General features: G+C 66.8%; 20 protein-coding genes. 10 read left to right on the forward strand and 10 right to left on the reverse strand.

Annotated features, from left to right (window positions below; all coding sequences use genetic code 11):
• Positions 1-20: 20 nt before the first annotated feature.
• The 3 genes from IRT45_RS07540 to IRT45_RS07550 all read left to right on the forward strand — a co-directional run bounded on the left by IRT45_RS07540 (position 21) and on the right by IRT45_RS07550 (position 1,597).
• Positions 21-647 (forward strand): helix-turn-helix domain-containing protein, encoded by a 627-nt coding sequence (locus IRT45_RS07540; RefSeq protein ID WP_194805148.1) that lies wholly within the window; start codon positions 21-23, stop codon positions 645-647.
• 140 nt (positions 648-787) lie between these two features.
• Positions 788-982, forward strand: coding sequence for a hypothetical protein (locus IRT45_RS07545; protein WP_194805149.1), 195 nt, complete (start codon positions 788-790; stop codon positions 980-982).
• Positions 983-1,195: 213 nt separating this feature from the next.
• Complete coding sequence (locus IRT45_RS07550; protein WP_194805150.1) at positions 1,196-1,597, forward strand: hypothetical protein; 402 nt, start codon at positions 1,196-1,198, stop codon at positions 1,595-1,597.
• A 395-nt stretch (positions 1,598-1,992) separates the two neighbouring features.
• On the opposite strand, the gene IRT45_RS07555 is transcribed toward IRT45_RS07550, so the two are convergent.
• Positions 1,993-2,331, reverse strand: coding sequence for a hypothetical protein (locus IRT45_RS07555; protein ID WP_228533926.1), 339 nt, complete (start codon positions 2,329-2,331; stop codon positions 1,993-1,995).
• Between the two features lie 1,126 nt (positions 2,332-3,457).
• Here IRT45_RS07555 and IRT45_RS07560 point away from each other — a divergent pair.
• A complete protein-coding gene (locus IRT45_RS07560; RefSeq protein ID WP_194805152.1) occupies positions 3,458-4,489 on the forward strand; it encodes a hypothetical protein in 1,032 nt (343 codons plus the stop codon).
• A 706-nt stretch (positions 4,490-5,195) separates the two neighbouring features.
• Here the strand turns inward: IRT45_RS07560 and IRT45_RS07565 are convergent.
• A complete protein-coding gene (locus IRT45_RS07565) occupies positions 5,196-5,564 on the reverse strand; it encodes a VOC family protein (RefSeq protein WP_194805153.1) in 369 nt (122 codons plus the stop codon).
• Between the two features lie 544 nt (positions 5,565-6,108).
• Between IRT45_RS07565 and IRT45_RS07570 the strand changes: the two genes are divergently transcribed.
• The 3 genes from IRT45_RS07570 (at position 6,109) to IRT45_RS07580 (ending at position 8,125) form a co-directional block, all read left to right on the forward strand.
• Positions 6,109-6,903 (forward strand): SMP-30/gluconolactonase/LRE family protein, encoded by a 795-nt coding sequence (locus IRT45_RS07570; RefSeq protein WP_309240832.1) that lies wholly within the window; start codon positions 6,109-6,111, stop codon positions 6,901-6,903.
• A gap of 326 nt (positions 6,904-7,229) precedes the next feature.
• Complete coding sequence (locus tag IRT45_RS07575) at positions 7,230-7,661, forward strand: SRPBCC family protein (RefSeq protein ID WP_194805155.1); 432 nt, start codon at positions 7,230-7,232, stop codon at positions 7,659-7,661.
• Positions 7,662-7,678: 17 nt separating this feature from the next.
• Positions 7,679-8,125 (forward strand): limonene-1,2-epoxide hydrolase family protein, encoded by a 447-nt coding sequence (locus tag IRT45_RS07580; protein WP_194805156.1) that lies wholly within the window; start codon positions 7,679-7,681, stop codon positions 8,123-8,125.
• Positions 8,126-8,348: 223 nt separating this feature from the next.
• Here IRT45_RS07580 and IRT45_RS07585 read toward each other — a convergent pair whose 3' ends face one another.
• From IRT45_RS07585 to IRT45_RS07605, 5 genes are read right to left on the reverse strand one after another with little or no spacing between them, the layout of a single operon-like run.
• Positions 8,349-9,407, reverse strand: a complete 1,059-nt coding sequence (locus IRT45_RS07585; RefSeq protein ID WP_228533928.1) for a hypothetical protein — start codon at positions 9,405-9,407, stop codon at positions 8,349-8,351.
• A gap of 28 nt (positions 9,408-9,435) precedes the next feature.
• Positions 9,436-10,212 (reverse strand): acetoacetate decarboxylase family protein, encoded by a 777-nt coding sequence (locus IRT45_RS07590; RefSeq protein ID WP_194805157.1) that lies wholly within the window; start codon positions 10,210-10,212, stop codon positions 9,436-9,438.
• Position 10,213: 1 nt separating this feature from the next.
• Entirely contained in the window at positions 10,214-11,014 is an 801-nt protein-coding gene (locus IRT45_RS07595) for an SDR family oxidoreductase (protein WP_194805158.1), read from the reverse strand.
• Between the two features lie 13 nt (positions 11,015-11,027).
• Positions 11,028-12,269, reverse strand: coding sequence for an NADH:flavin oxidoreductase/NADH oxidase family protein (locus tag IRT45_RS07600; protein WP_194805159.1), 1,242 nt, complete (start codon positions 12,267-12,269; stop codon positions 11,028-11,030).
• 31 nt (positions 12,270-12,300) lie between these two features.
• Entirely contained in the window at positions 12,301-13,692 is a 1,392-nt protein-coding gene (locus IRT45_RS07605; protein WP_194805160.1) for an NAD(P)/FAD-dependent oxidoreductase, read from the reverse strand.
• Positions 13,693-13,839: 147 nt separating this feature from the next.
• On the opposite strand from IRT45_RS07605, the gene IRT45_RS07610 reads away from it, so the two are divergent.
• Positions 13,840-14,421, forward strand: coding sequence for a TetR/AcrR family transcriptional regulator (locus tag IRT45_RS07610; RefSeq protein ID WP_194805161.1), 582 nt, complete (start codon positions 13,840-13,842; stop codon positions 14,419-14,421).
• 197 nt (positions 14,422-14,618) lie between these two features.
• Here IRT45_RS07610 and IRT45_RS07615 read toward each other — a convergent pair whose 3' ends face one another.
• The 3 genes from IRT45_RS07615 to IRT45_RS07625 all read right to left on the reverse strand — a co-directional run bounded on the left by IRT45_RS07615 (position 14,619) and on the right by IRT45_RS07625 (position 18,533).
• Positions 14,619-16,112 carry a hypothetical protein gene (locus tag IRT45_RS07615; RefSeq protein ID WP_194805162.1) on the reverse strand — a complete coding sequence of 498 codons (1,494 nt, stop codon included), beginning with the start codon at positions 16,110-16,112 and terminating at the stop codon, positions 14,619-14,621.
• 164 nt (positions 16,113-16,276) lie between these two features.
• Entirely contained in the window at positions 16,277-17,398 is a 1,122-nt protein-coding gene (locus tag IRT45_RS07620; protein ID WP_194805318.1) for an acyl-CoA dehydrogenase family protein, read from the reverse strand.
• A gap of 124 nt (positions 17,399-17,522) precedes the next feature.
• Positions 17,523-18,533, reverse strand: a complete 1,011-nt coding sequence (locus IRT45_RS07625) for an AraC family transcriptional regulator (protein WP_194805163.1) — start codon at positions 18,531-18,533, stop codon at positions 17,523-17,525.
• A gap of 150 nt (positions 18,534-18,683) precedes the next feature.
• On the opposite strand from IRT45_RS07625, the gene IRT45_RS07630 reads away from it, so the two are divergent.
• A complete protein-coding gene (locus IRT45_RS07630; RefSeq protein WP_194805319.1) occupies positions 18,684-19,691 on the forward strand; it encodes a zinc-binding alcohol dehydrogenase family protein in 1,008 nt (335 codons plus the stop codon).
• An 86-nt stretch (positions 19,692-19,777) separates the two neighbouring features.
• Positions 19,778-20,698: an alpha/beta fold hydrolase gene (locus tag IRT45_RS07635; protein ID WP_194805164.1), complete on the forward strand. Its 921-nt coding sequence runs from the start codon at positions 19,778-19,780 to the stop codon at positions 20,696-20,698.
• Positions 20,699-20,701: the final 3 nt, after the last annotated feature.

Genomic DNA, 20,701 nt, shown 5'->3' on the forward strand with positions numbered 1-20,701 from the left:
GATCAAGCACGAGGGAATTGATGCGTAGTTACGGCCAGTACTGTGGGCTCGCCCGATCACTCGAAGTCGTCGGCGATCGCTGGAACCTGCTCATCGTCCGCCAGCTCCTCATCGCTCCAGCCCGCTATCGGGAGCTCATCGAGGGCCTGCCGGGCATTGCGACCAACCTGCTCGCCGATCGGCTGCGCGACCTCGAGGCGTCCGGCGTGGTCGAGCGACGACTGACCGGGACGGGCAGCACGGTCGAATATGCGCTCACCGCGTGGGGAGCCGAGCTACGTCAGCCGATCGAGAGCCTGATCCGCTGGTCCACTCCGCTGATGGTCCGTGGCGCCGAGGGCGATGCCTTCCGCCCCGAATGGCTCGCCCTCGCCGTCCCCGCCCTGCTCGACAACCGAGTCACGCCCCGCCCATCGGCGAGGATCGGCCTCGACATCGGCGGCCCACTACTCCAGCTGCGCTCCTGCGATGCCGGCTTCCAGGTCGGCCTCCATGACAGTGGTGACCTTGACGCCACTGTCCGCGCGGAGCCCGCCTGCATGCTCGGCCTCGCCGCCGGCGCCCTCACTCTCGACGACGCCCGCACCCTCGGACTGGTCGAGATCGACGGCCAGGAATCCGTTGTCCGCACCGTCTTCGCCGCCTGACAAATCCCGGCCACGACTCTCATCATCGGCGCCCCGGTCCCGCGAGAACGCCCCATCGCATCAACCAGCGGTGTTCCGGAAGCCGATCGGCCAACGGAACACCACCCTGCGAGGTTCGGTCCCAGGTCGAAACTGTTCCGGTGGAGCTATTCCGCGAACCGCAGGCAAGCCCGTTCGCGGTGGCGCCGCGGTTCGGGCCGGTGTCGGCGTACTGGGTCGAGCCCGGTCTGGTGGCGAGGGTGTTCTATCGGGAATTCACCACCACGATGCGGCATCCGAGCTGGGCCGGATTGCGCGCAGATCGAGATTTCCGCGATGTCGGGTTGCCCGTCTGACCGCTCCACCCGGTTCGCCTGGCGGCGTTTGGTTTGTCACTGCAGGACAGGATCAGGGACCGTGGGCGGACCGATCCCGGTGTCAGTGACCGCGTCAGGTCGCCGTCAGCGTGCTGTCAGCCAGGCCGGACACAGTAGGCACATCGAACACAGACAGCCCAGGCCATCGAACCAGCCGGGGAACTGCCACAACAGATTTCGAAGGAGCCAACTATGTCCGCTACTCTCGCCCTGACCGCCCAGGACCAGCTCACCGTGCGCACCGCCGCCTACGGCGCGGTCTGTCTGCTGGCCGCCGGATCGAGCAAGCCCCACAAGGCCGCCACCGCGGGATCGACGGCGCTGCTGACGGCGACCGGAACAGTCGGACATGTCCTCGCCGTGAAGTCGAAGGACATCGCACTGGCGGGCAAGTCGGTCGCCGAGCTCGCCGATCAGGTTCTGCCCGCTCTGGCGGCCGCGGTCGCGCTGCTCGAACAGTCCGATCCCGCCGAGGCCGACAACTTCCGCACCACCGTGCAGGTCGCGATCGAGGCCGCCACCGCCGACGTCCGCCCCAGCCCGGTCACCACCGAGATGATCCGCAAGATCACCGCCGCCATGCACACCGCATAAACCGCTACGGCCCCCGCACCAGCGGACACCGGGCCGCCAGTTCGCGAGACGTGAGGTCTGAGGCTGGCGGCGAGCCTGTCGCGCAGCTGCTGCTCGTCGCGGATCGGGAGCTTCCGCCAGGCGTCGTCGCCGAGCATGGTGCATCATCGCGGGCTATCGTTTCGGCGAATCCACAACTCGGGGAAGAGGTTTGGTCCGCTGCACGGCTGAAGCCTGAACAGCCGATATGGAGGACATCGAACTCGGGCCCGAGGTCATCGAGTTCGGCTTCTGTTCCGGTCTACGGGTTGCCAGTTGTCGTCGAACATCATGGGCCCCATCGTTCCTCGTGACGGGGCGATGCACAGCGCATCCTCCAGGCCGGCCTCGCGGTACACGGGCGGCGACCGCGGCGGTCAGCCGTGCATGACGACCTCGAGACGGGAAGCGTCGGGGAAGTGGGTACTGAGCGTGGTCAGCTCGATCGCGATCCGTCCCGGACCTGGGGCGAAGGATATCGAGTTGGTCTCGTTGTGGAACATGTGCCGGGACACGCTACCCACCCCACCGCTGTCCACATTGCGCCAGTTGACGACCGCGACCAGCGACGACCCGCATCCGGCGCTGCCGGTGCCGGCGATGTCGTCGGTCTGGTAGCCGATAAAGACCTGGTTGCTGTCATCGAAGATGTTGGCCTTGGCGTTGATGGTTGTCGCGCAGGGGCCGCCATCGAACTGTGCAGTCAGTGTCGGCATACCGGTGTGGGACTCGGCTGATGCCGGCGTGGCCTGGACCAGAAGAGCGCTACCGACGGCAGCGAGGATGGAAACGAAGGAAGGAGCGTGCATGGTGTCCTCTCGCAGTTCAGGGCCTACACGCTATCGACACACGGGTTCAGGTTCCAGGGACCACACCACCCTCGAGTCCTACTCTGACCCCCGGTAGGCGTCGGCGCAACCGTGCATCTTCTGGTGCAGCCCAGGATGTCTCGGTCGGTGCGTCAGATTGGGGTACACGGTCCAGGTTCGGCCGCCGTGGCGTGGCCTAAGCGACCCGATCCGCTCCACACACTGCCCGTTACGAAGCACCTGGAGCTCCACCGTCAGCGGATTCGAACCGATGCTGGCGGCGCGCAGCAGCATCGCGATCAGATGGCAGGCATGCCAGCACTGCGGCATCCCCTCCTCCGTCCGGTTCGGGTCGCCCACCCTCACGTCGAGGTCGCCAACCCGAGCACACGCTCCTCATGACGACCGGCCAGTAGATTCGCCGCCGGCCACTCCTTCACCAGCCTGTCCCACCGGCCCCCGCACCCTCGCAGACCGCAGTCGAGTCTTCGTTTTCGGCTTGCGCCCCTTCGATTTCGGCATCCCGAATGCCCCTCATGCCAGTAGTGTTGTGCGACAACGGTATCCGTAGAACCAGCGGTGTATGCATTGATTGGCCGTACCCTAGCCGGAGTCAAAGCCATGGTCCCCAGCGCCGGGTCTCGCCTACGGTCCGCTTCCCTCTACTACCGTCGTCGGATTCGCCCCAGCAGCTGTGAGTTGGGCGAAGAACTCGATGAGGTATGGAACGTAGGCGTGTGCGCTGCCGCTGGCCTTCGCCTCATCTGCGAGCGCGCCGAGGGCCCGCGCCGGCCACCGCCGCGGCTGGAGTGCCGGCGCGTCGGCCCCGCACGCCTGTCCAACATCGACGGACTTCGGGACCGGAATCTTTCCTGGGCGGAGTGGACGCCGAAAACCGCTGGTACGCAGCGCGTTTTCGCGCGTGGGAATCGTGTGGACGGCGGCTGGATCTACTCTCGTCGCGTCGATCGAGCTGCCGCTGCGTCCCCGAATTCCGCGCCCGGACCCAGCGGCCGGATACGAGGAGTTCGCGGTGACCCGAGGCGATGTTCATCTGTGTGGAAGTGTGCCGCTGCCGAATGCGGAGGCCGTGTTCGATACCGCCGCGCGGCGGCTGGGACCGTGGCTCAGCCGCATACCCGACGGTGAGACCGGCGAGCGGGACAACTTCACGGTCTGGCAGTTGCCGCGCATGGGCGCGCATCCGGATCTGGAGACGGTGCCGCCGCCGAGCCCGGAATACGGGCCCAGTGAGCGGGTGCGGCCCAAACCGGGCGTGGATCCCGCATCGATCGATTTCGGTGAGCTGGGTTACGCGCAGGCAGCGCTCGAGTCCTGGGGTGTGTTCCGCAAGCTGCGCGAACGCGGCGACATCGATGCCGGGGTGCGGTTCCAGGTCTGCCTGCCCACTCCGATCTCGGTGGTGGGCGCCTTCGTCGGCGATCCGCAGGACATTCTCGAACAGCGCTACGAGGCGGCTCTGCTCGCCGAACTCGGCCGCATCGCCGCGGAGATCCCGCACACCGATCTGGCGGTGCAGTGGGATTGCCCCGTCGAGTTCGCCATCTTCGAGGGGGTGTTCCCGTCGTGGTTCGGCGCCGACGACGACACTCGGCTGAGTGAGATCGTCGCCCGGCTGGTGCGCCTCGGCGCGGCGGTGCCCGGAAACATCGAACTCGGATATCACTTGTGCTACGGCGATTTCGGGCATCGTCATTTCGCCGAGCCCGCCGACACCGGTCGCATGGTGGCGGTGTTGTCCGGTGTGCTGGCGGCACTGCCGCGCCGGGTCGATTGGGTGCATATGCCGGTTCCGCGCTCGCGCGCCGACGGCGAGTACTTCGCACCGCTGGCCGAGCTGCACCTGCCGCCGCAGACCCGGCTGTACCTCGGACTGGTGCACGCCACCGACGGCCGCGACGGGGCCCTGCGCCGCATCCGCGGCGCCCGGGAAATCGTCGATGGCTTCGGTATCGCCACCGAATGCGGATTCGGCCGCCGGCCCGCCGAACACATCCCGGATCTGTTGGATCTGCATGCCGAACTGGCGGCCATGCTGTCGTGAAACCGGTGAACTCGGAGTGGACGGTGAAGGGGACCTGCTGGCCAATCGGCTGACAGCGGGATGCCCCGCCTGGGTCGTGGTCGGCGAGTTGGCAGCGACACGCGCAACCTCTTGTAATGCTGCCGGTGATCGGCCGAATCACTTTGCGGTCGTTGATGTTCGAAAGGAATCTCTGGGGAAGTTCGCAAATGGTTCGGCGTTGCGCTGATGAGTGTGGCTGCTACTCGAGCGCTGTGCGGGACAGCGAACGCGGCCCCGCTGGGTATCGCCTCGGGCTCTGCTGGGAGCGGTTCGAGTGATGGTTCCAGCGGCGGAGGCACACTGTGCAACGACGGCACCTCGAGTCCGGGCACCGGCGCCGGGACATGTTCGCACCACGGTGGTGAGGCGAGAACGAGGGGCATGTTCACCACGGCGGCGGCCACGGTCACCGGTAGACGCGAATCCGGTGCCGCTGTAGGTCTCGTGTGGGTGCGGGCGGGGAGATCGCTGCCGACTACCTCATGCGGCTGATCCGGCCTGCCGGGCCCGGGAGGCCGCACCAGCGTGGATGCACTCTGCCAGCTCGCGCGGCGGCGGGTCGGGTATTCGCTACTCGCTACCGTCCAGCCCGGGTTGCGCGGCCGGGCCGGTGTCCAGTAGTTGCACAGTGAGCCATGGCGGAATGTGCGCCGACGGCCTTGGGTTCGCCTGTTGGCCAGGCCGACTAGCCCCAGTTGGTAGCGAGGGTGAGGCAGAACGGGTGGCCGCTGGGATCGAGCAGCACCCGCCAGCTCTCACCGGGCTGAAACTCCGGCACCGTGGCACCCAGTTCGACCAGTTGTTTACTGGCGATCTCGAGGTCGTCGACCGCCAAATCCAGATGGAACTGTTTGCTGCCATTCTCGTTCGGCCAGGTCGGCGCCTGATAGTCCGGGATAGTGCCGAATCCGAGCGCGTGATCCGGACCAGTGAGCATGGCGTACTCGTCCTGCGCGTGTGTGATTTTCCAACCGAGCGCCGCCGCCCAGAACTCCGCGTCTCGCCGCGCGTCGGCACTGTCCAGAGTGAGCATTTTCAACGTGGCAACCGCCATGGGTTTTTCCTCTCCGCTACATGATTACTGTCATCAGCCTGCAACACCGACTCCGCACGCGATTGGAGAAACGCGACACCGGCCCTGCCCGAGATCGGCGGCCGTAAGCGGGTTCGCCGAGGCCCACGCGCCGAAGGTGACGCCGTCGCGACGTCCGCGGGCGAGGAAACGGTTAACCCCATATGTCACCTCCGGCTCGACGGTGGATCTTGCACAGCGCGGTGGGAACTATTCCGGCCGTTCCGATTCGCCGGGTCTGCTCGCCGCTTGCCTGATAGCCGTAGTTGTCCGCTGCCATATACCGAGATGCGGCGAACGAGTACCGGGCGGAGGCCCGCCGCCACGGCCTGCTCCCCGACGACGAATAGCCGCTAGTCAACTCGCTCAACCGAACTAGAGCGTAGGTTGAGTCGACGACGAAGGTGGGAGGAACACATTGCGGAACCTGTGCGCTGCCGCTGCGATCGTTGCGGTCATCTGCTCGGCGGCGCCAGCAGCACAGGCGGCGCCGGTGCCGATTTGTGGTGGCTGGCAAGCCGATACCGTGGCCTCAGGTCTGCAGCAGCTGGAGAATCTGGCACCCGATGGTCACCGCGGCTTCTACGTCTCCGGCGAATCACGCCTCTACCACATCGACGAGGCCGGACAGGTGCGCACCGTCCTCGATGATCTGCCGGTGCCGCGCGGTGTGCAGGTCGACGGCACGGACCTCTATCTGGCGACCGGTCGCGACGGCGCCGTCTCCCGATACGACATCCCTACCGGTCGCCTCACCACGCTCGCCACGATGACCGTCCCGAACGGATTGCTGCGCCTGCCCGACGGGGACATCCTCACCACATGGGTCGGCACCGACATCGGCGTTCCCGACACCGGTGTCTCGCGGTACCACCGCGACACCGCCACCGTGCAGCCGAACTGGTCACCGGTCCCGCGATCGGAAGGGCTGGCCCTGAGCCCGGACCACCAATTCGTCTACACCGACGACCTTTTCACCGGCCAGATCATCCGCATCCCCCTCGCCGCACCCGACCAATGGACCGTGGCCGCGACAGTCTCTGGCGGACTGCCCGGACTCGACGATCTCACCGTGTCACGCTCAGGCGACCTCTATGCCGCCGCGCACCTGACCGGACTCATCTACCGGGTCGACCCCAACACCGGAGCCATGTGCACGATCGATACCGGACTACCAGCCGGATGGGACGGCCCCAGTTCGGTACGGATCGCTCCCGACGGTGACCACTGGGCCCTGTACGTGAGCGGATTCGACGGCACACTGCGCCGGCTGCGCCCCCCAGCAGACACTGACCTGAAACCGGTACTCGTCCCGAACTGATCCGAGTGGTCCGCTTGGGTGCTTCTCCGCTTCGACGACAGGAGCGGTCGAGGCGCTGAACCGCGTCTGTCGCCAATCGTCGTCGGCACGGATTCGTGAGCGGGCAGCCGCCTGCCCTGCGTATCGACTCGTCGGCTGGACTGTGGGTGCTTCGAAGTGTCGCGACTCCTCGTGTCGAACTCGTCCAAGGTGTAACCGATCCTGGCATTGAAAAGCTACAGCATCTGTAGCTACAGTGATCAAGCCTTAAGTTACAGAAGCTGTAGCTTTTGCGGTGACCTGGCCGCGAAACTTCAGCGCCCTCTCGTCTCGAGCAAGGAGATCCGATGTCCCGTGTCCTCGCCACCGCCGAAGCGGTGATCGCCGCCCCACGCCAGGCCGTCTACGAATTCTTCGTCGACCGCGAACGTGGCAACGGCCAACTGCCCCTGGGATTCACGCTCGTCCGGCCCGGCGGCACAGAACGGGCCGGAGTCGGTGCGCGCTACCGCTTCGGGATCGGCAAGCTCGGACCGGTCGAAGAAACCATCGAACTGGTTCCCGCCCAGCGCATGCGCTACGAAGTCATCTCCGGTATGCCGGTTCGCCGGCATACCGGCACCATTTCCTTCGCCGACGCACCTACCGGCGGCACCACGGTCACCTATCAGATGGAATCGGAGCCCTCACTGCCCGCGCCCGCCGCCCTCGTCGAACCCGCCCTGCGCCTGCTGATCACCCGCTTTCTGCGGGCTGCGGACAAAACACTCACCACCTAGCCGAAGGAAGGATTCGCGTGACCACCACCGCTCCGACCACCGTCGTCAACGCCTTCCTGAAAGCATTCGAAGACGGGGACGTCGACGCAGCGCTCACCTTCGTACACCCCGACATCGTCTGGCGAAACCCTCGGCTGCCGGCCATCCGCGGCAAGAAGTTGGCCGCTGTCGTCTTCAGTCCCCTTCGCGGCATCGTGGGATTCGGTGTCGTCACCCACCACAGCTCCGTCGACACACCGACGCCGGGCCGGCCGGTGGTCCGCAACGAACGCACCGACTACCTGCGCGTCGGCGGTGTGGAAACCAGCTTCCACGTTTCCGGCGTCTTCGAACTCGCCGACGGGCTGATCATCGGATGGCGCGACGACTTCAGTTGGCCGAGCCTGTTCCGTGGAGCGTTCTCGAAATCGCCACGCCCCACGGATACACAGTGGCTCGCGCCACGCGACCCAGGCGACTGGTGAAACACCTTGTCCGAATGATCAATTCGGACGTCGCCGCAGAATCTCTCGGCTGACGTCGAGGGCCGAACGCAGGGATGCGGCGGCGTCGAGGCGGACACGCAGGGACTCGACCACTTTGGTAGCCGCCCGCAGCGCGATGGACGGAACAGGGGCGTGGGTCAGCGGTGGGTGATGGCGCGGTGGGTGAACGTCGGCGAGGTTCCCGGGTTGAGCCACGCCGCTGTCAGTTCGCTGGAGGGGAAGAATTGCAGGAAGCGTGGATCTTTCTGAGACACATCGACGATGGTCTTTTCGATGATGAGTGAGTTGTACTGTTCGCAGGTGGTCTCGAGGGTGTTGGCGTTGAGTACGACCTCGTGTCCCCATGATCGTGTGGTCCGCGCGAGGCCGGGGATGCGGGAGTGTTCGGGCGTGAGGCATTCGGCGGCAATGGCGTTTCACTGATCGCCCAGATCCCGGTGTCGGTGTTGAGCACCAGGGTTTGATTGCCCATCGCGTGTCCGGGTGTGGCGATCAGAGCCACGCCGGGACCCAGCAGCACGCTGCCGTCGAGCGGCAGGATTCTTTCCGGGGGTAGGTCGACGAAGGTCTGCGGTTGGTACCACGGGCGTTGGAAGGGGTGTAGGTCCGCCATGGCCTCGAGCTCGTCTCGCTGGGCGAGCAGAGTGGCATTGGGGAATGCGGGCGCTACGGGATGTTCGGGGCTGATATCCGGTTGTGGACGGGTGGTACCGAGCCAGCGACGCACGTCCTGGGTGTGCAGGTGGTCGAAGGCCAGGTAGTCGACCTGGGCGGGATCGACGCCGGCGCGACGGCAGGCGGTGAGTACGTCGGTGTGCTCGTGGGCGAACAGGCCACGCAGTGGACCGGGTGCGTAGCGGTTCATGTCGGCGAAATACGGTGTGTAGGAGTCGAGTTCGTGGTCGCTGGGTTCGAACAGCAAGGTTGTGGCGGCGCCGTCGCTGTCGGTCCAGCGGATGATCAGCATGCGGTTACTGATGGTGACGAACGGTACCGGACTCGCCGCGGCCCGAAACAGTCCGTATCGGGTGGGGTAGGGCAATGAGATCAGGTCGTGAGTGCGCACCGAGGTGGGGTGGCCGGTGGCGGCGAACTCGCGACGAAATATCGAAGCCGCGTCGCGGCATGCGCGCAGGCGTGGTCCGTAGCCGCCGGGGGCGGCGAGCGCCTTGTCGAACAGGTCGATTCTCGGGAACGGTGCTCTTCCCGTCGGGAGGGGGATGAGGACCGGTTCGGTGACCACACGGTCGGACAGGTTCATGGGGCTCTCCTTCTGCTCGACGGTGTGGTTACAGGACTCGGGGCCGCATCCGGCTGAGCATGAACAGTGGGGTCAGTGGCCGGACGGGGATGGGTGGGATCCAGACTCCCGGCAGGTCGACGCGGTGCAGTCGGGCTTCGACGACGCGGCCGATTCCCATCTGGTCGAGTGGGTCGCGTTCGGAGCCGGCGAACTCGAGCGTGAACTCGTCGATCCGGCGTACTTCGATGACGCGTTCGCGTGGTGTGAACGCCATCAACCAGGCGGGGAAGAGCCCGGCGAGGCCGGCGACGTTGCGGTGCGGGCGGCCCAGGATCGGTGGCGGATCCGTGAGGTTCTCACCGAGTCGCCCGCTCATGCGCAGTAGCGGGTGTCCGCGGCGGCCGGCTTCGGCGTGGATGTGAGTGCCGGTGAGGTTCCAGTCGATCGTGCCGAGTTTTTTCGGGTAGCCGAGGAGTTCGCGGCCGAGGATCAGGGCGACGTCGTCGTCGAGAATCATCCAGGGACAGTGAATTCCGGTGCCCTGCAGAGTTTTCACGTGTACGAACAGTCCGGCCTCGTGATAGACCGAGCCGTAATTGCAATCGGGAAACCAGGCGGTGAACAGGTCTGCGCGGGCCGGTTCGGCCACGCGCACACCGGCGGGCAGCCATTGCCGCATTCGTGCGGGGTCGATGTCGACCGTCGCGCTGAAGTAGTGGGCGTCGCGGTAGAGGCTGCGCCGTGGATCGCCGAGCAGCAGCGATCTGCGCAGATCGGCGACGAGTGAGCGGCCGGAGCTTCGGACGGCGGGTTCCCAGCTCATATCAGGTGACCTTCCGGTAGACGGCGCGCAGGACCGGACCGACCATGGCGCGCGGGGTGTAGTGGCCGCCGAGGGTTTGCATCTTGGCGAACAAGCCGGGGACCACCCGGCGGCGTCCGGCTGCCAGTCCTCGGAGCCCTTGCGTCGCAGCCTGTTCCGCGCTCACCCACAGTGGCGCGGGCACGAGTGCGTCGAGGCCCGGGGCCTGCGCGGCTTCGGCGTACTCGGTTCGCACCGGGCCGGGAGCCAGCAGTGTGCAGTGCACTCCGGTGCCGGCGAGTTCGGTGTGCAGGGATTCGGCGAAGGTATTGGCAAAGGCCTTGGTGGCGGCGTAGGTGGCGTTGTTCGGTCCGGGTTGATTGCCTGCGGTGGAGCCGGTGATCAGGATCGCGCCTGCCCTTCGTCGCAGCATTCCGGGCAGCACCGCCAGCGTGAGTTCGTGCACCGCAACCGCATTCAGTTCGACCTCCTGCCGCTCCCGAGCCGGATCGGCGGTGGCCAGTTCGCCGTAGGTGGCGAACCCGGCGTTGTTGCAGAGGATCGCGATCTCGCGCGTGGCCAGCTCGTCACAGAGTTCGGCGCGCCGGTCGCGGTCGGACAGGTCGACTGCGCGAATCTCGGCGTCGATCGCGAAGCGCCGGTGCAATTCGGCCGCCAGCATGCGCAGGCGATCCTCGCGGCGTGCCACGAGAATCAGCGAATGTCCTTGCTGTGCAAGAATTTCGGCCAGTGCGGTGCCGATGCCGGAAGAGGCGCCGGTGACGACGGCGCGGCTGGTGGGTGTGGGGTCGGGCAGACTCATTATCGCGTTCCGATCAGAATTGGGTGAGAGCGCGTGCGGTGACCATGGCCCCGGCGCCGATCAGGGTGCGGACCGCGCCGGGACTTGACGGGCTGGTGTCTCCGGCGGCGATGCGGCGGAAGTTGGCTGCGTGCCAGGCCAATTGGAGGTAGGAGTTGACCGGGGTGGCACCGGGGATCGGGATGCGTGGCGCTGTGGGTAGCGAGTCGGGCCGGTGGGTTCGATTCCGCAATTCGGTAGCGATGGCAGGCCGAACCGCGAAGGGGCGGCCGAGTCCGATGATGTCGACAGCGCCCTGTGCGAGGACCTCGTTCATGAAATCGAGGGTGCGGATTCCGCCGGTGAGCATGAGCGGCACAGATGACCGTGCCCGCAGGGCTTCGGCGTAGTGCAGGAAGTAGGCCTCCCGGGTGCGGGTGGAGTCCTGGACGACACCGGTCATGGCGGGCGCTTCGTAATTGCCGCCGGAGATCTCGAGCAGGTCGATGCCGGCCTGTTCCAGGGCGAGGGCTGTCTCGAGGGATTCTGCCTGTTCGAGACCGCCCTGTTGGAAGTCGGCGGAGTTGAGCTTCACCGACACCACCGCGGCGGGGCCGACGGCGCGGCGCACGTCGGCGACGACCTCGAGCAGTAGCCGCCGTCGATTCTGCGGTGTGCCGCCGTAGTGGTCGGTGCGCCGGTTGGCGATCGGTGACAGGAATTGCGACAGCAGGTAGCCGTGGGCGGCGTGCACCTGCACCCCCGAAAAGCCCGCTGCCACAGCGAGTTCCGCCGTCCGCGCGTAGCGTCGGCGTAGATCGGTGATGTCGGTGAGCGCCAGGGCACGCGGCTTGCGCAGATTGAAGCCCGGCGCGTGGGGCCGCAGCGCCGAGGGCCCGACGGGTCGCCGATGCAGCGGGCCCACCGCCACACGGCCCGGGTGATTGATCTGCATGACCATCACCGAGCCTTCGCGGGCGCCGGCGCGGGCCCAGTTGCGCACGGCCTCGAGGTTGCCGTCGTCTTCGAGGGTCACATTGCGGGGTTCGACATAGGCACGGCGGTCGATCATGACGTTGCCGGTGATCAGTAGTCCGGCGCCGCCGCGTCCCCATGCGCTGTAGAGCCGGATCAGGTCGTGACCGGGAGCGCCGTCGAGGCGGCCGAGTTGCTCGCTCATGGCGGCTTTGGCAATGCGGTTGGGTACGCGGACACCGCACGGGAGGCCGAGCGGGCTGTCGACGGTCGTGGTGACCGGTCGGTTCCTGGTGGACATGATGGTCTCCTTGTGCTGTGAGAGAACGAGATCAGGCGTTGCGGCGCACGGCGGCCAGCAGCGGGCGCAGCAGCGAGGGCGACAGTGGGATGCGCTCGATGTCCGGTAGCTCGGGGCGCGCACGCGCGCCCGGCGATGGTGGGGTGGCGATGCCGAGACGTGCACGCAACAGCATGAGGGTGGACACGATGCGGATCAGTCGGCGGCCACGCACGACGTCCCAGCGCAATTCCGGCCCACCGGCCAGAATCTGCGCTGAGGGCTTCGACACCATCGAATACAGATTGCCGACCGGCTCGTGCAGGCGCTGTTGCAGCAGCGCTGCTTCGGCGAGCAGTCGCGAGCTGTTCATCAGCAACATCCCCGCACCGGAGCGAGGCGCGACCAGTCCGGCGAAGTACAGATTCGCCAGGCCCGGCGCGAACGTGTGCGACACCAACCGTGGCTGGCCGTTCTCCCATTCGAGCAGGCCGTCGCGCAGGAACGGAAACGTGGTCTTGAAGCCGGTCGCCCAGACGATGGTGTCGTATTCCGCGCTGGTGCCGTCGACGAAACGTACTGTGCTCCCGGTGAACCCGGCGATCTCGGGCCGGATGGCGATACGCCCGTGTTTGAGGAAGTACGGCAGTTGCTGGTTGACGACCAGGTCCTGCTCGAAGATGCGGTGGGTCGGCTTCTCCAGGCCGAAACTGCCGTAACTGCCCATCCCGAGTGCGACGATCGTCCGAAATACCGCCTCCTGCACCACTTTCGGCACCGGTATGGAGCCGACATCGAATTTGCTGCTCGGGACGCCCATCACGTATTTGGGGATGAACCAGTAGCTTCGGCGCAGCGACAGCTCCGCGGTGCCGAAGGTCAGCGCGGACTCCACCGCGAGGTCGCAGCCGGAGTTCCCGGCTCCCACGACCAGTACCCGCGGCCCATCCAGATCCGCGGGACGCTTGTAGTCCTTGGAATGGATCTGCTTACCGGCGAATTCGCCCGGGTACGACGGAATCCGGGTGTCCCAGTAGTGGCCGTTGGCGACCACCACACCGGTGTACTCGCGTGTCTCGCCGGTGCCGAAACTCACCCGCCACCCGGCCGATCCGGACTGGTTCACCGGCTCGACATCGGTGACGAGCATGCCGAATTCGATGCGCCGTTCGAGTCCGAACTCGGCCGCGAACGTGCACAGGTAGTCACGCATCTGAGCGGCACTGGGGAAATCCGGGTAGTCGCGAGGCATGGGGAAGTCCGGATATTCGGTGACATCGCGGGCGCTGATCAGATGGGTGGAGTCGTAGACCCCGTGTGACCAGTTGCCGCCGACGGCATCGGTGGCCTCGACGTGGTCGTAATCCAACCCGAGATCGGCGTATGCCTTCGCCACGGCCAACCCGGTGTAGCCGGCCCCGATGATGCAGTACCGAAATGGCACGGCCTCTCCTTCCAAAAGCTACAGTCTGTGTAGCTACAGTGACTGTAGTATTTGGGACCGACGGAGGCGCTGTCAAGCGGCGGTCCGGAACGGAGAGGTGGCGAAGACACTGTGGCCGAGCGACGAAATCGCACATACGCACCGCGTATGGCACCCGAGCAACGCCGGGAACAACTACTCGACGCGGTATTGCGGGTGATCGTGGAACAGGGCGTGCACAAGGTGTCCATCGACACCGTGGCGCGCGCGGCCGACGTCAGTCGCCCCGTGATCTACGGACTGTTCGACGACTCCGAACAGTTGCTGCGCGCCTCTCTCGACCGCGAGGAAGCGGGGGCGCTGGCGCAGATTGCCGAGGTGGTCGCGACCGTCGAGGCCGGCACGGACCCCGTCGACGCGCTGCTGGGCGGGTTCGACGCCTTCCTGGCCGAGGTTCAGGCCGCGCCCGACCGGTGGCGCGCCATTTTCCTCATCGCCGATGCCAGCACGCCGGCGTTCCGTCGGCGCATCGACCGTGCGAGGCAGAGCTTCCTGGGCGCTGTCGAGAACTTCGTTCGGTCGAGCACGCCGGCGCGACAGCCCGCCGGTTTCGACGCCGCGCTCACCGCTCGCATGCTCTACGCACTGTTCTGGGAGGCCGGGCGCCTCGTCCTCGCCGATCCGGAAGCTTTCCCCGCCAGTCGAATTCGGGACTACGCGAGGAGTCTGGCTCGAATCCTTCCGACGTAGCCAACTTGTGGCGATGTGACGGGTGCCATCGGGTATGGCAGGTCGGTGTGTGTCGAGACGCGCCGACTGTGCGACCAGTTGAAAGGCGGTGCGGCACGGCTCATGGGGCTGTTGCACGGAGAGGCGACGTCGGACCCGAGCGTGTGGAAGGTTCCTGTGAGTAGCGCGCGTCGCCACCACATACGCGGGTGTCGGATTCAGTGGTGGCGGCGCGTGCGCGCGAGGCGGTGGGCGCGGTCGTGGAGTTGGTGACCGGTTCGGCTGGCGATCCAATGCACGGTGAACGGAACAGGTCGCTGGATGGCGGCTCGGAGGCGGTCTCGGGCGGGTTGGGAGATGGGAAACGCGCCCACGACGCCGGTGGTGAGTGCGCTGGTCACCGCGTCGACGGCTCCTGTGCAATCGGACACGATGCGGAGCGGCCGGGTGCGGAGTTCGAGTGCTAGTGCGGCTTCGCAGATCGCGATGACTTCGCCTTCTGTGGCCGAGTTCGCCGCTGTGCAGTGGCCGCTTCCGGTTCGTCCATCGGCGGCGGTCCAGCCGTAACCGCCGGTGGCCGCATAACCTGACGCGTCCACGGCGACCTCGAGTGGCTCATGGCTTGTGTCGTCGAGGGGACTGCCACCCGTGGCCGGGTCTGCAGGTATGAAACGCGGCGCGGCCCAGGGTATTTCGGCGAGCAGCTCCTCGGCGAGTTCTGCTGCGGCACTGAAGTCGAAGTCCTCGCGTTCCCACCGGACACGATGGGCGATCACGACGCTGCGAATGCTCTGCCACAGAATCGGATTCGCCTCGGCGAGTGCCGTCCTCGCATCAGCGTGGCACTGCTCGACAAGGCCGCCCTCATCGGCGTTCACCTGTGCGGCCACGGCGTCGCGGAGTTCGTTGTACAGGCGCTGCGCGACGCTGCGGTGTACTCGCAGTGACGCGAATTCTTCATACAATTCCCGCAATCGGCTCAGTTGGCCCCGGCTCGGACTCGGGCCGGCTCGGCGGGCGCGGTCGCGGATGCGCTGCATATCTGTTCGTATACCGACCTCGACGCGGCTGAGTGCGCGCCACCAACGCTCGATGACGGGGTACTCGTCGAGGCCTGCGATGTATTCCTTGGTGAGCGAGCGCCGTACGGTCCCGTCGAATGCGTCGTCGGGGAGTGCGAGCAGCCGTTGCGCATCGGCAGAGACGGTGGTTGTCATCCATCCGTGCTCGACCGCCCATGCCCACCAGTTGTGTGTGGGCAAACGTCCGCGCCCGGGTTCGGCGCCGGCGGATGCGATGGCGAGGTCGAAATGGTGCGAATAGTCTTCGGGCAGTATCAGTTTCAGTAGCCACGCCGACATGAGGTCGAGATCTCGCGGCGGTTGTGTGGCTCGGTGCCGATTTCCTCGCTCCGCGCGCAGCTCCTTGATCACTGCTACGCGCAACGTCTGGGCTTGTTGATACGCGCGGGCCACGGTCTCGCGTCCGCGAACCTGGTGGGACAGAGTGAGGATTTGCAGCTCGCCCTCGAGTATGGTCTGCGCGTAATGCAAGCCGTCGGCGCGTGCGTTCCGAAGGGGCGGGCTGTGCAGCGCGCTGAGGGTCTCGGGTGACGCGGTGCCCTCGATTTCCGACCAGCAGGCGGCAGCCAAGACGTCGAAGTCGGACAACAAAGAGTCCAGCAGCGACGTCGAGCTCCGGGCACCTGTCATGGGGCGAAGATAATCCGCCGCACCGACACATTCGGTTCGTTGCCGGGGTCTTCGCACGACCCCGAGGAGTGTCCGATTGATCCGATGGCGATTCCGGTGAGAGACGGGCGAAGCCGGGCCGATGGCCGCTCCCTGACCCCGAAAACCGCCTCTCACCAGGCAATCTACAAGCTACGCCCGATAATCAGCTTCATAATCTCGTTCGTCCCCCCATAGATCTTCTGAATCCGAGCGTCCGTGAACACCCGCGAGATCGGATATTCCGCCATATACCCGTACCCGCCGAACAACTGCAGGCATTCGTCGGCGACGCGGCACTGCTGTTCGGTCAGCCACCATTTCGCCTTGGCTGCGGTGGGGATGTCGAGTTCGGCGCGGAGGTGTTTGGCGACGCAGTCGTCGAGGAAGGCCCAGGCGACCGAGGCGACGGTGTCGCATTCGGCGAGGGTGAACTGGGTGTTCTGGAAGTTGAAGATGGGTTTGCCGAAGGCCTGGCGTTCCTTGGTGTAGGCGACGGTCATCTCGACGGTCTTCTCGGTCGCTGCCGCGGCGGCGACGGCCAGGATGAGGCGTTCCTGGGGGAGTTGCTGCATGAGCTGGATGAAGCCGGTGCCTTCGGTGGCGCCGAGGAGGTTGGTCTTCGGGACGCGCACGGCGTCGAAGAACAGTTCGCAGGTGTCCTGGCCGTGCTGGCCGACCTTCTCCAGGTTGCGGCCGCGGCGGAATCCCTCGCGGTCGGTTTCGACGGCGATCAGCGACACCGATTCCGCGCCTTTGCCTTCGGAGGTCTTGGCGGCGACGATCACCAGGTCGGCGAGCAGGCCGTTGGAGATGAAGGTCTTGGCGCCGTCGATGACGTAGTGGTCACCGTCGGCCACCGCGCGGGTACGGATGCCCTGCAGATCGGAGCCGGTGCCCGGTTCGGTCATGGCGATGGCGGCGACGATCTCGCCGGAGGCCATCTTCGGCAGCCACGCCTGCTTCTGTTCCTCGGTGCCGTAGGCGTTGACGTAATGCGCGACGATCGTGGAATGCACCGGGTTGCCGAGGCTGGGCGCCATGGCCCTGGTCTGTTCGATCGCGATCACGGCTTCATGGGCGAAGGTGCCGCCGCCACCGCCGTACTCCTCGGGGATGGAGATGCACAGCAGGCCCAATTCGCCTGCGCGATTCCAGATTTCGCGGTCGACGTGGTGCTGGCGTCCCCAGCGATCCTCGTTCGGTGCGCATTCCTTCTCGAAGAATCGGCGCGCCAAATCGGTGAGCGCGTCGAGATCTTCGTCCATCCACGGGGACCGATGCACCGGCACGGGGGAACTCCTCTGGTCGAATACAGTGTTCGTTCGCCAAGGTAGGGGTGCGCCGCGCGGCAGCCAATGACCGCTGCGCTCGATCTTGTGACCGGATCGCTCAGGGTGCGGCGGGGCCGCGATAGGAGCCGGGGGAACTGCCGGTCCAGCGCCGGAACGCGCGGGAGAAGGCGCTGGGTTCGGAGAAGCCGAGCCGTCGCGATACCGCCGTCACCGTCTCGCCGCGCACCAGGGCCGCGATCGCGGCATCGCGCAGGATCTGTTCGCGGATGCGACTGGGTGAGGTGTGTTCGTCGCTCAGTTTGCGGCGCAGTGTCGCGGGGCTGACGGCCAGTTCGCCGGCGATCTGCTCGACGCCGGGCCAGTGCCGTGGTCCGCCGCGTTCCAGGATCCGGCGTACCTGCGCCGCGGTGGACACCGAATCGTCTCCGCGGCCGATCACGGCCTCGGGTGCGTTGCGCAGGAAGCGCAGCAGATCGTCCTCGTCGCGTACGAGGGGCGCGGTGAGGACGGCGGCATCGAAGACCAGGGCCGGTTTCGGTGCCGAAAAGCGCACCGGCGCACCGAAGATCAGGTCGTAGTCGTCGAGATCGTTGGGTGGATAGGGGACTTCGACGCGCAGCAGTCGCAGCGAGCCGCCGGCCGACCAGTCCAGGAAGCGGTAGACGACCATCAGCATGGTGTCGATGATCAGGCTGTGCGGATGGCGGATATCGCTGAGGTCGAACGCGATTCGTGCTTCGCCGGCGTCGGTGCCGAGCCGCAGCGGCGGAAATCCGGGAAGGGCCTTCTGGAACATCCGGAACCGGTGCAGCGCGGCGGCGAGATCGCGGGAGCCGAGCAGGGCGAAGCACACGAGCCGGAAGGTGCCGCGCGGCATCGGATGCCGGCCCAGCCCGAGTAGTTCGTCGTCGGTGCTGCGCCACAGCTGCTGTACCAGGTGCACGGCCTGTCCGACGGTGACGCGGGCGCGTCCCTGATTCAGCAGTTGCGGCGCGATCCCGGCTTCGGCGAGCAGTTCCCCGGTGTCCCAGCCGCGCAGGCGCGCCAGGTCGACGATCGCGTGCACCCGTCCGATGGGCAGGGTGAAGGCGGTCGACGGCGCGGGCACGCAGCGACGCTATCAACGCCGCGCACCGGTGGTCGTGACCGCCTCGGCGGCCGGATCCGCGGGGTTCGTCGGCGCACCCGACTACCATCGATCTTCCCGCAGTGGCGCGGGCGTTCCGGTGTCGGAAGGAGTGCGATGAATCCTGCGACGATGGCCGCCTGGCAGGTGGTGCGGCCCGGCCCGATCGATGAATCCCCGCCGGTCCGCGCCCGGATCCCGATCCCGGAGCCGGCCGCGGGCGAGGTGCTGGTGCGGGTGCTGGCTTGCGGGGTGTGTCGCACCGATCTGCATGTCGCCGAGGGTGATCTGGCGGTGCATCGGCAGCGGGTGGTGCCCGGCCACGAGGTTGTCGGGGAGGTGGTCGCGGTGGGCGCGGGGGCGGGGGCCGTCGCGCCTGGTGACCGGGTCGGTATCGCGTGGTTGCGCAGAACCTGCGGGGTGTGCGCGTACTGCCGGCGCGGCGCGGAGAATCTGTGCCCGAATTCGCAGTACACCGGATGGGATGCCGACGGTGGTTATGCCGAATATGCCACGGCGCCCGCCGATTACGTGTATCCGCTGCCTTCGGGATACGCCGATGCGGAGTTGGCCCCGCTGCTCTGTGCCGGCATCATCGGCTACCGGGCGCTGCGGCGTGCGTCGCTGCCGCCGGGAGGACGCCTCGGCATCTACGGTTTCGGCGGCAGCGCGCATCTGGCCGCGCAGGTCGCTCTGGCTCAGGGCGCCGAGGTGCATGTGATGACCCGCGACGCCGCCGCGCAGGAGCTGGCGCTGGCGCTGGGCGCGGCGTCGGCGCAGGGTGCGGCCGATCCGCCGCCGGTGCCGCTGGATGCGGCGATTCTGTTCGCGCCGGTCGGTGATCTCGTCCTGCCCGCGCTGGCGGGGCTGGATCGTGGCGGTGTGCTGTCGATCGCCGGCATCCACCTGACCGATATCCCGGTGCTGAACTATCAGCGGCATCTGTTCCAGGAGCGCGAGATTCGTTCGGTCACCGCCAATACCCGCGCGGACGGACGTGAATTCCTGGAGTTCTGCGCCCGGCACCGGATGCGGGTTCGCATCAACCCCTATCCGCTCGAATCCGCCGACCGGGCTTTGGCCGATCTGGCACACGGCCGGTTCGCCGGTGCGGCGGTGCTGCTTCCCGGCGCGCGGTGACCGCACCGGCGGGCGCCCGGCACCCGGTACCATCGAATTGGAACGTGTTCTAATTCACGACCGGGCCGGCGAGGCAGGAGGATGCGATGGCGGCGGAGCGGCAGGCGGCGGGCAACGGTCGCGGGGCGGTCGGCGGGCGCTTCGGTACCCGCGTATCGGGTACGAACTCGGTGCCGGCCGGCCGGATGGTGGATCTGCCCGGGCGCGGACGGACCTATCTGGTCGACATTCCCGGGCCCGAGGGCGCGCCGACGGTGATCCTGTTGCACGGGCTGGTCACCACGGCGATGCTGAACTGGTTCCCGGCCCTGGCGGAGTTGTCGGAACACTATCGGGTGGTCCTGTTCGACCAGCGGTGGCACGGGCACGGAATCCGTTCGCCGCGTTTCGATCTCGACGATCTGGCCGACGACGTCGTCGCGGTCGCGGAGGTGACCGGCGTGGATCGCCCGATCCTGGCGGGGTACTCCATGGGCGGCATCGTCGCGCAATCGGTCGCGCACCGGCGCCCGGACCTCGTCGGCGGCCTGGTGCTGTGCGCGACGACCTACCGCTTCCGGGAGAAATGGCGGGAACGGCTGTTCCACGGCGGGATGGCGCTGCTCGCCGGGGTGATGACCGAGACGGCGGGGCGTCGCGTGGCGGAGGCGGCGACCAAACTGCCACATATGCCCGAAATATCTTGGGAGACAGGGCGAATGGATCGGTGGGCGCTGGCCGAGCTGCGCACCATCAGCGGATGGGCGATGACTCAGGCGATCGCCGAATTGGGGCGCTTCGATTCCTCGCCGTGGCTGTCGAGCCTGGATGTGCCCACGGGCGTGGTGATCACGACACACGACCACGCGCTGCCGGTCTATCGGCAGCTGGAAATGGCGACAATGATTGCCGGAGCGGAGATTTTCCTCGTACCGGCCGGACATGCGGCCTGTGTACTCGAGGCGGACGCCTTTGTCCCGGTGCTCCTCGAGGCCTGCGCGGCGGTGGCCGCTCGGCGGGAGAGCTGACGC

The organism is Nocardia sp. BSTN01 (assembly GCF_015354405.1).
Taxonomy (GTDB): Bacteria; Actinomycetota; Actinomycetes; order Mycobacteriales; family Mycobacteriaceae; genus Nocardia.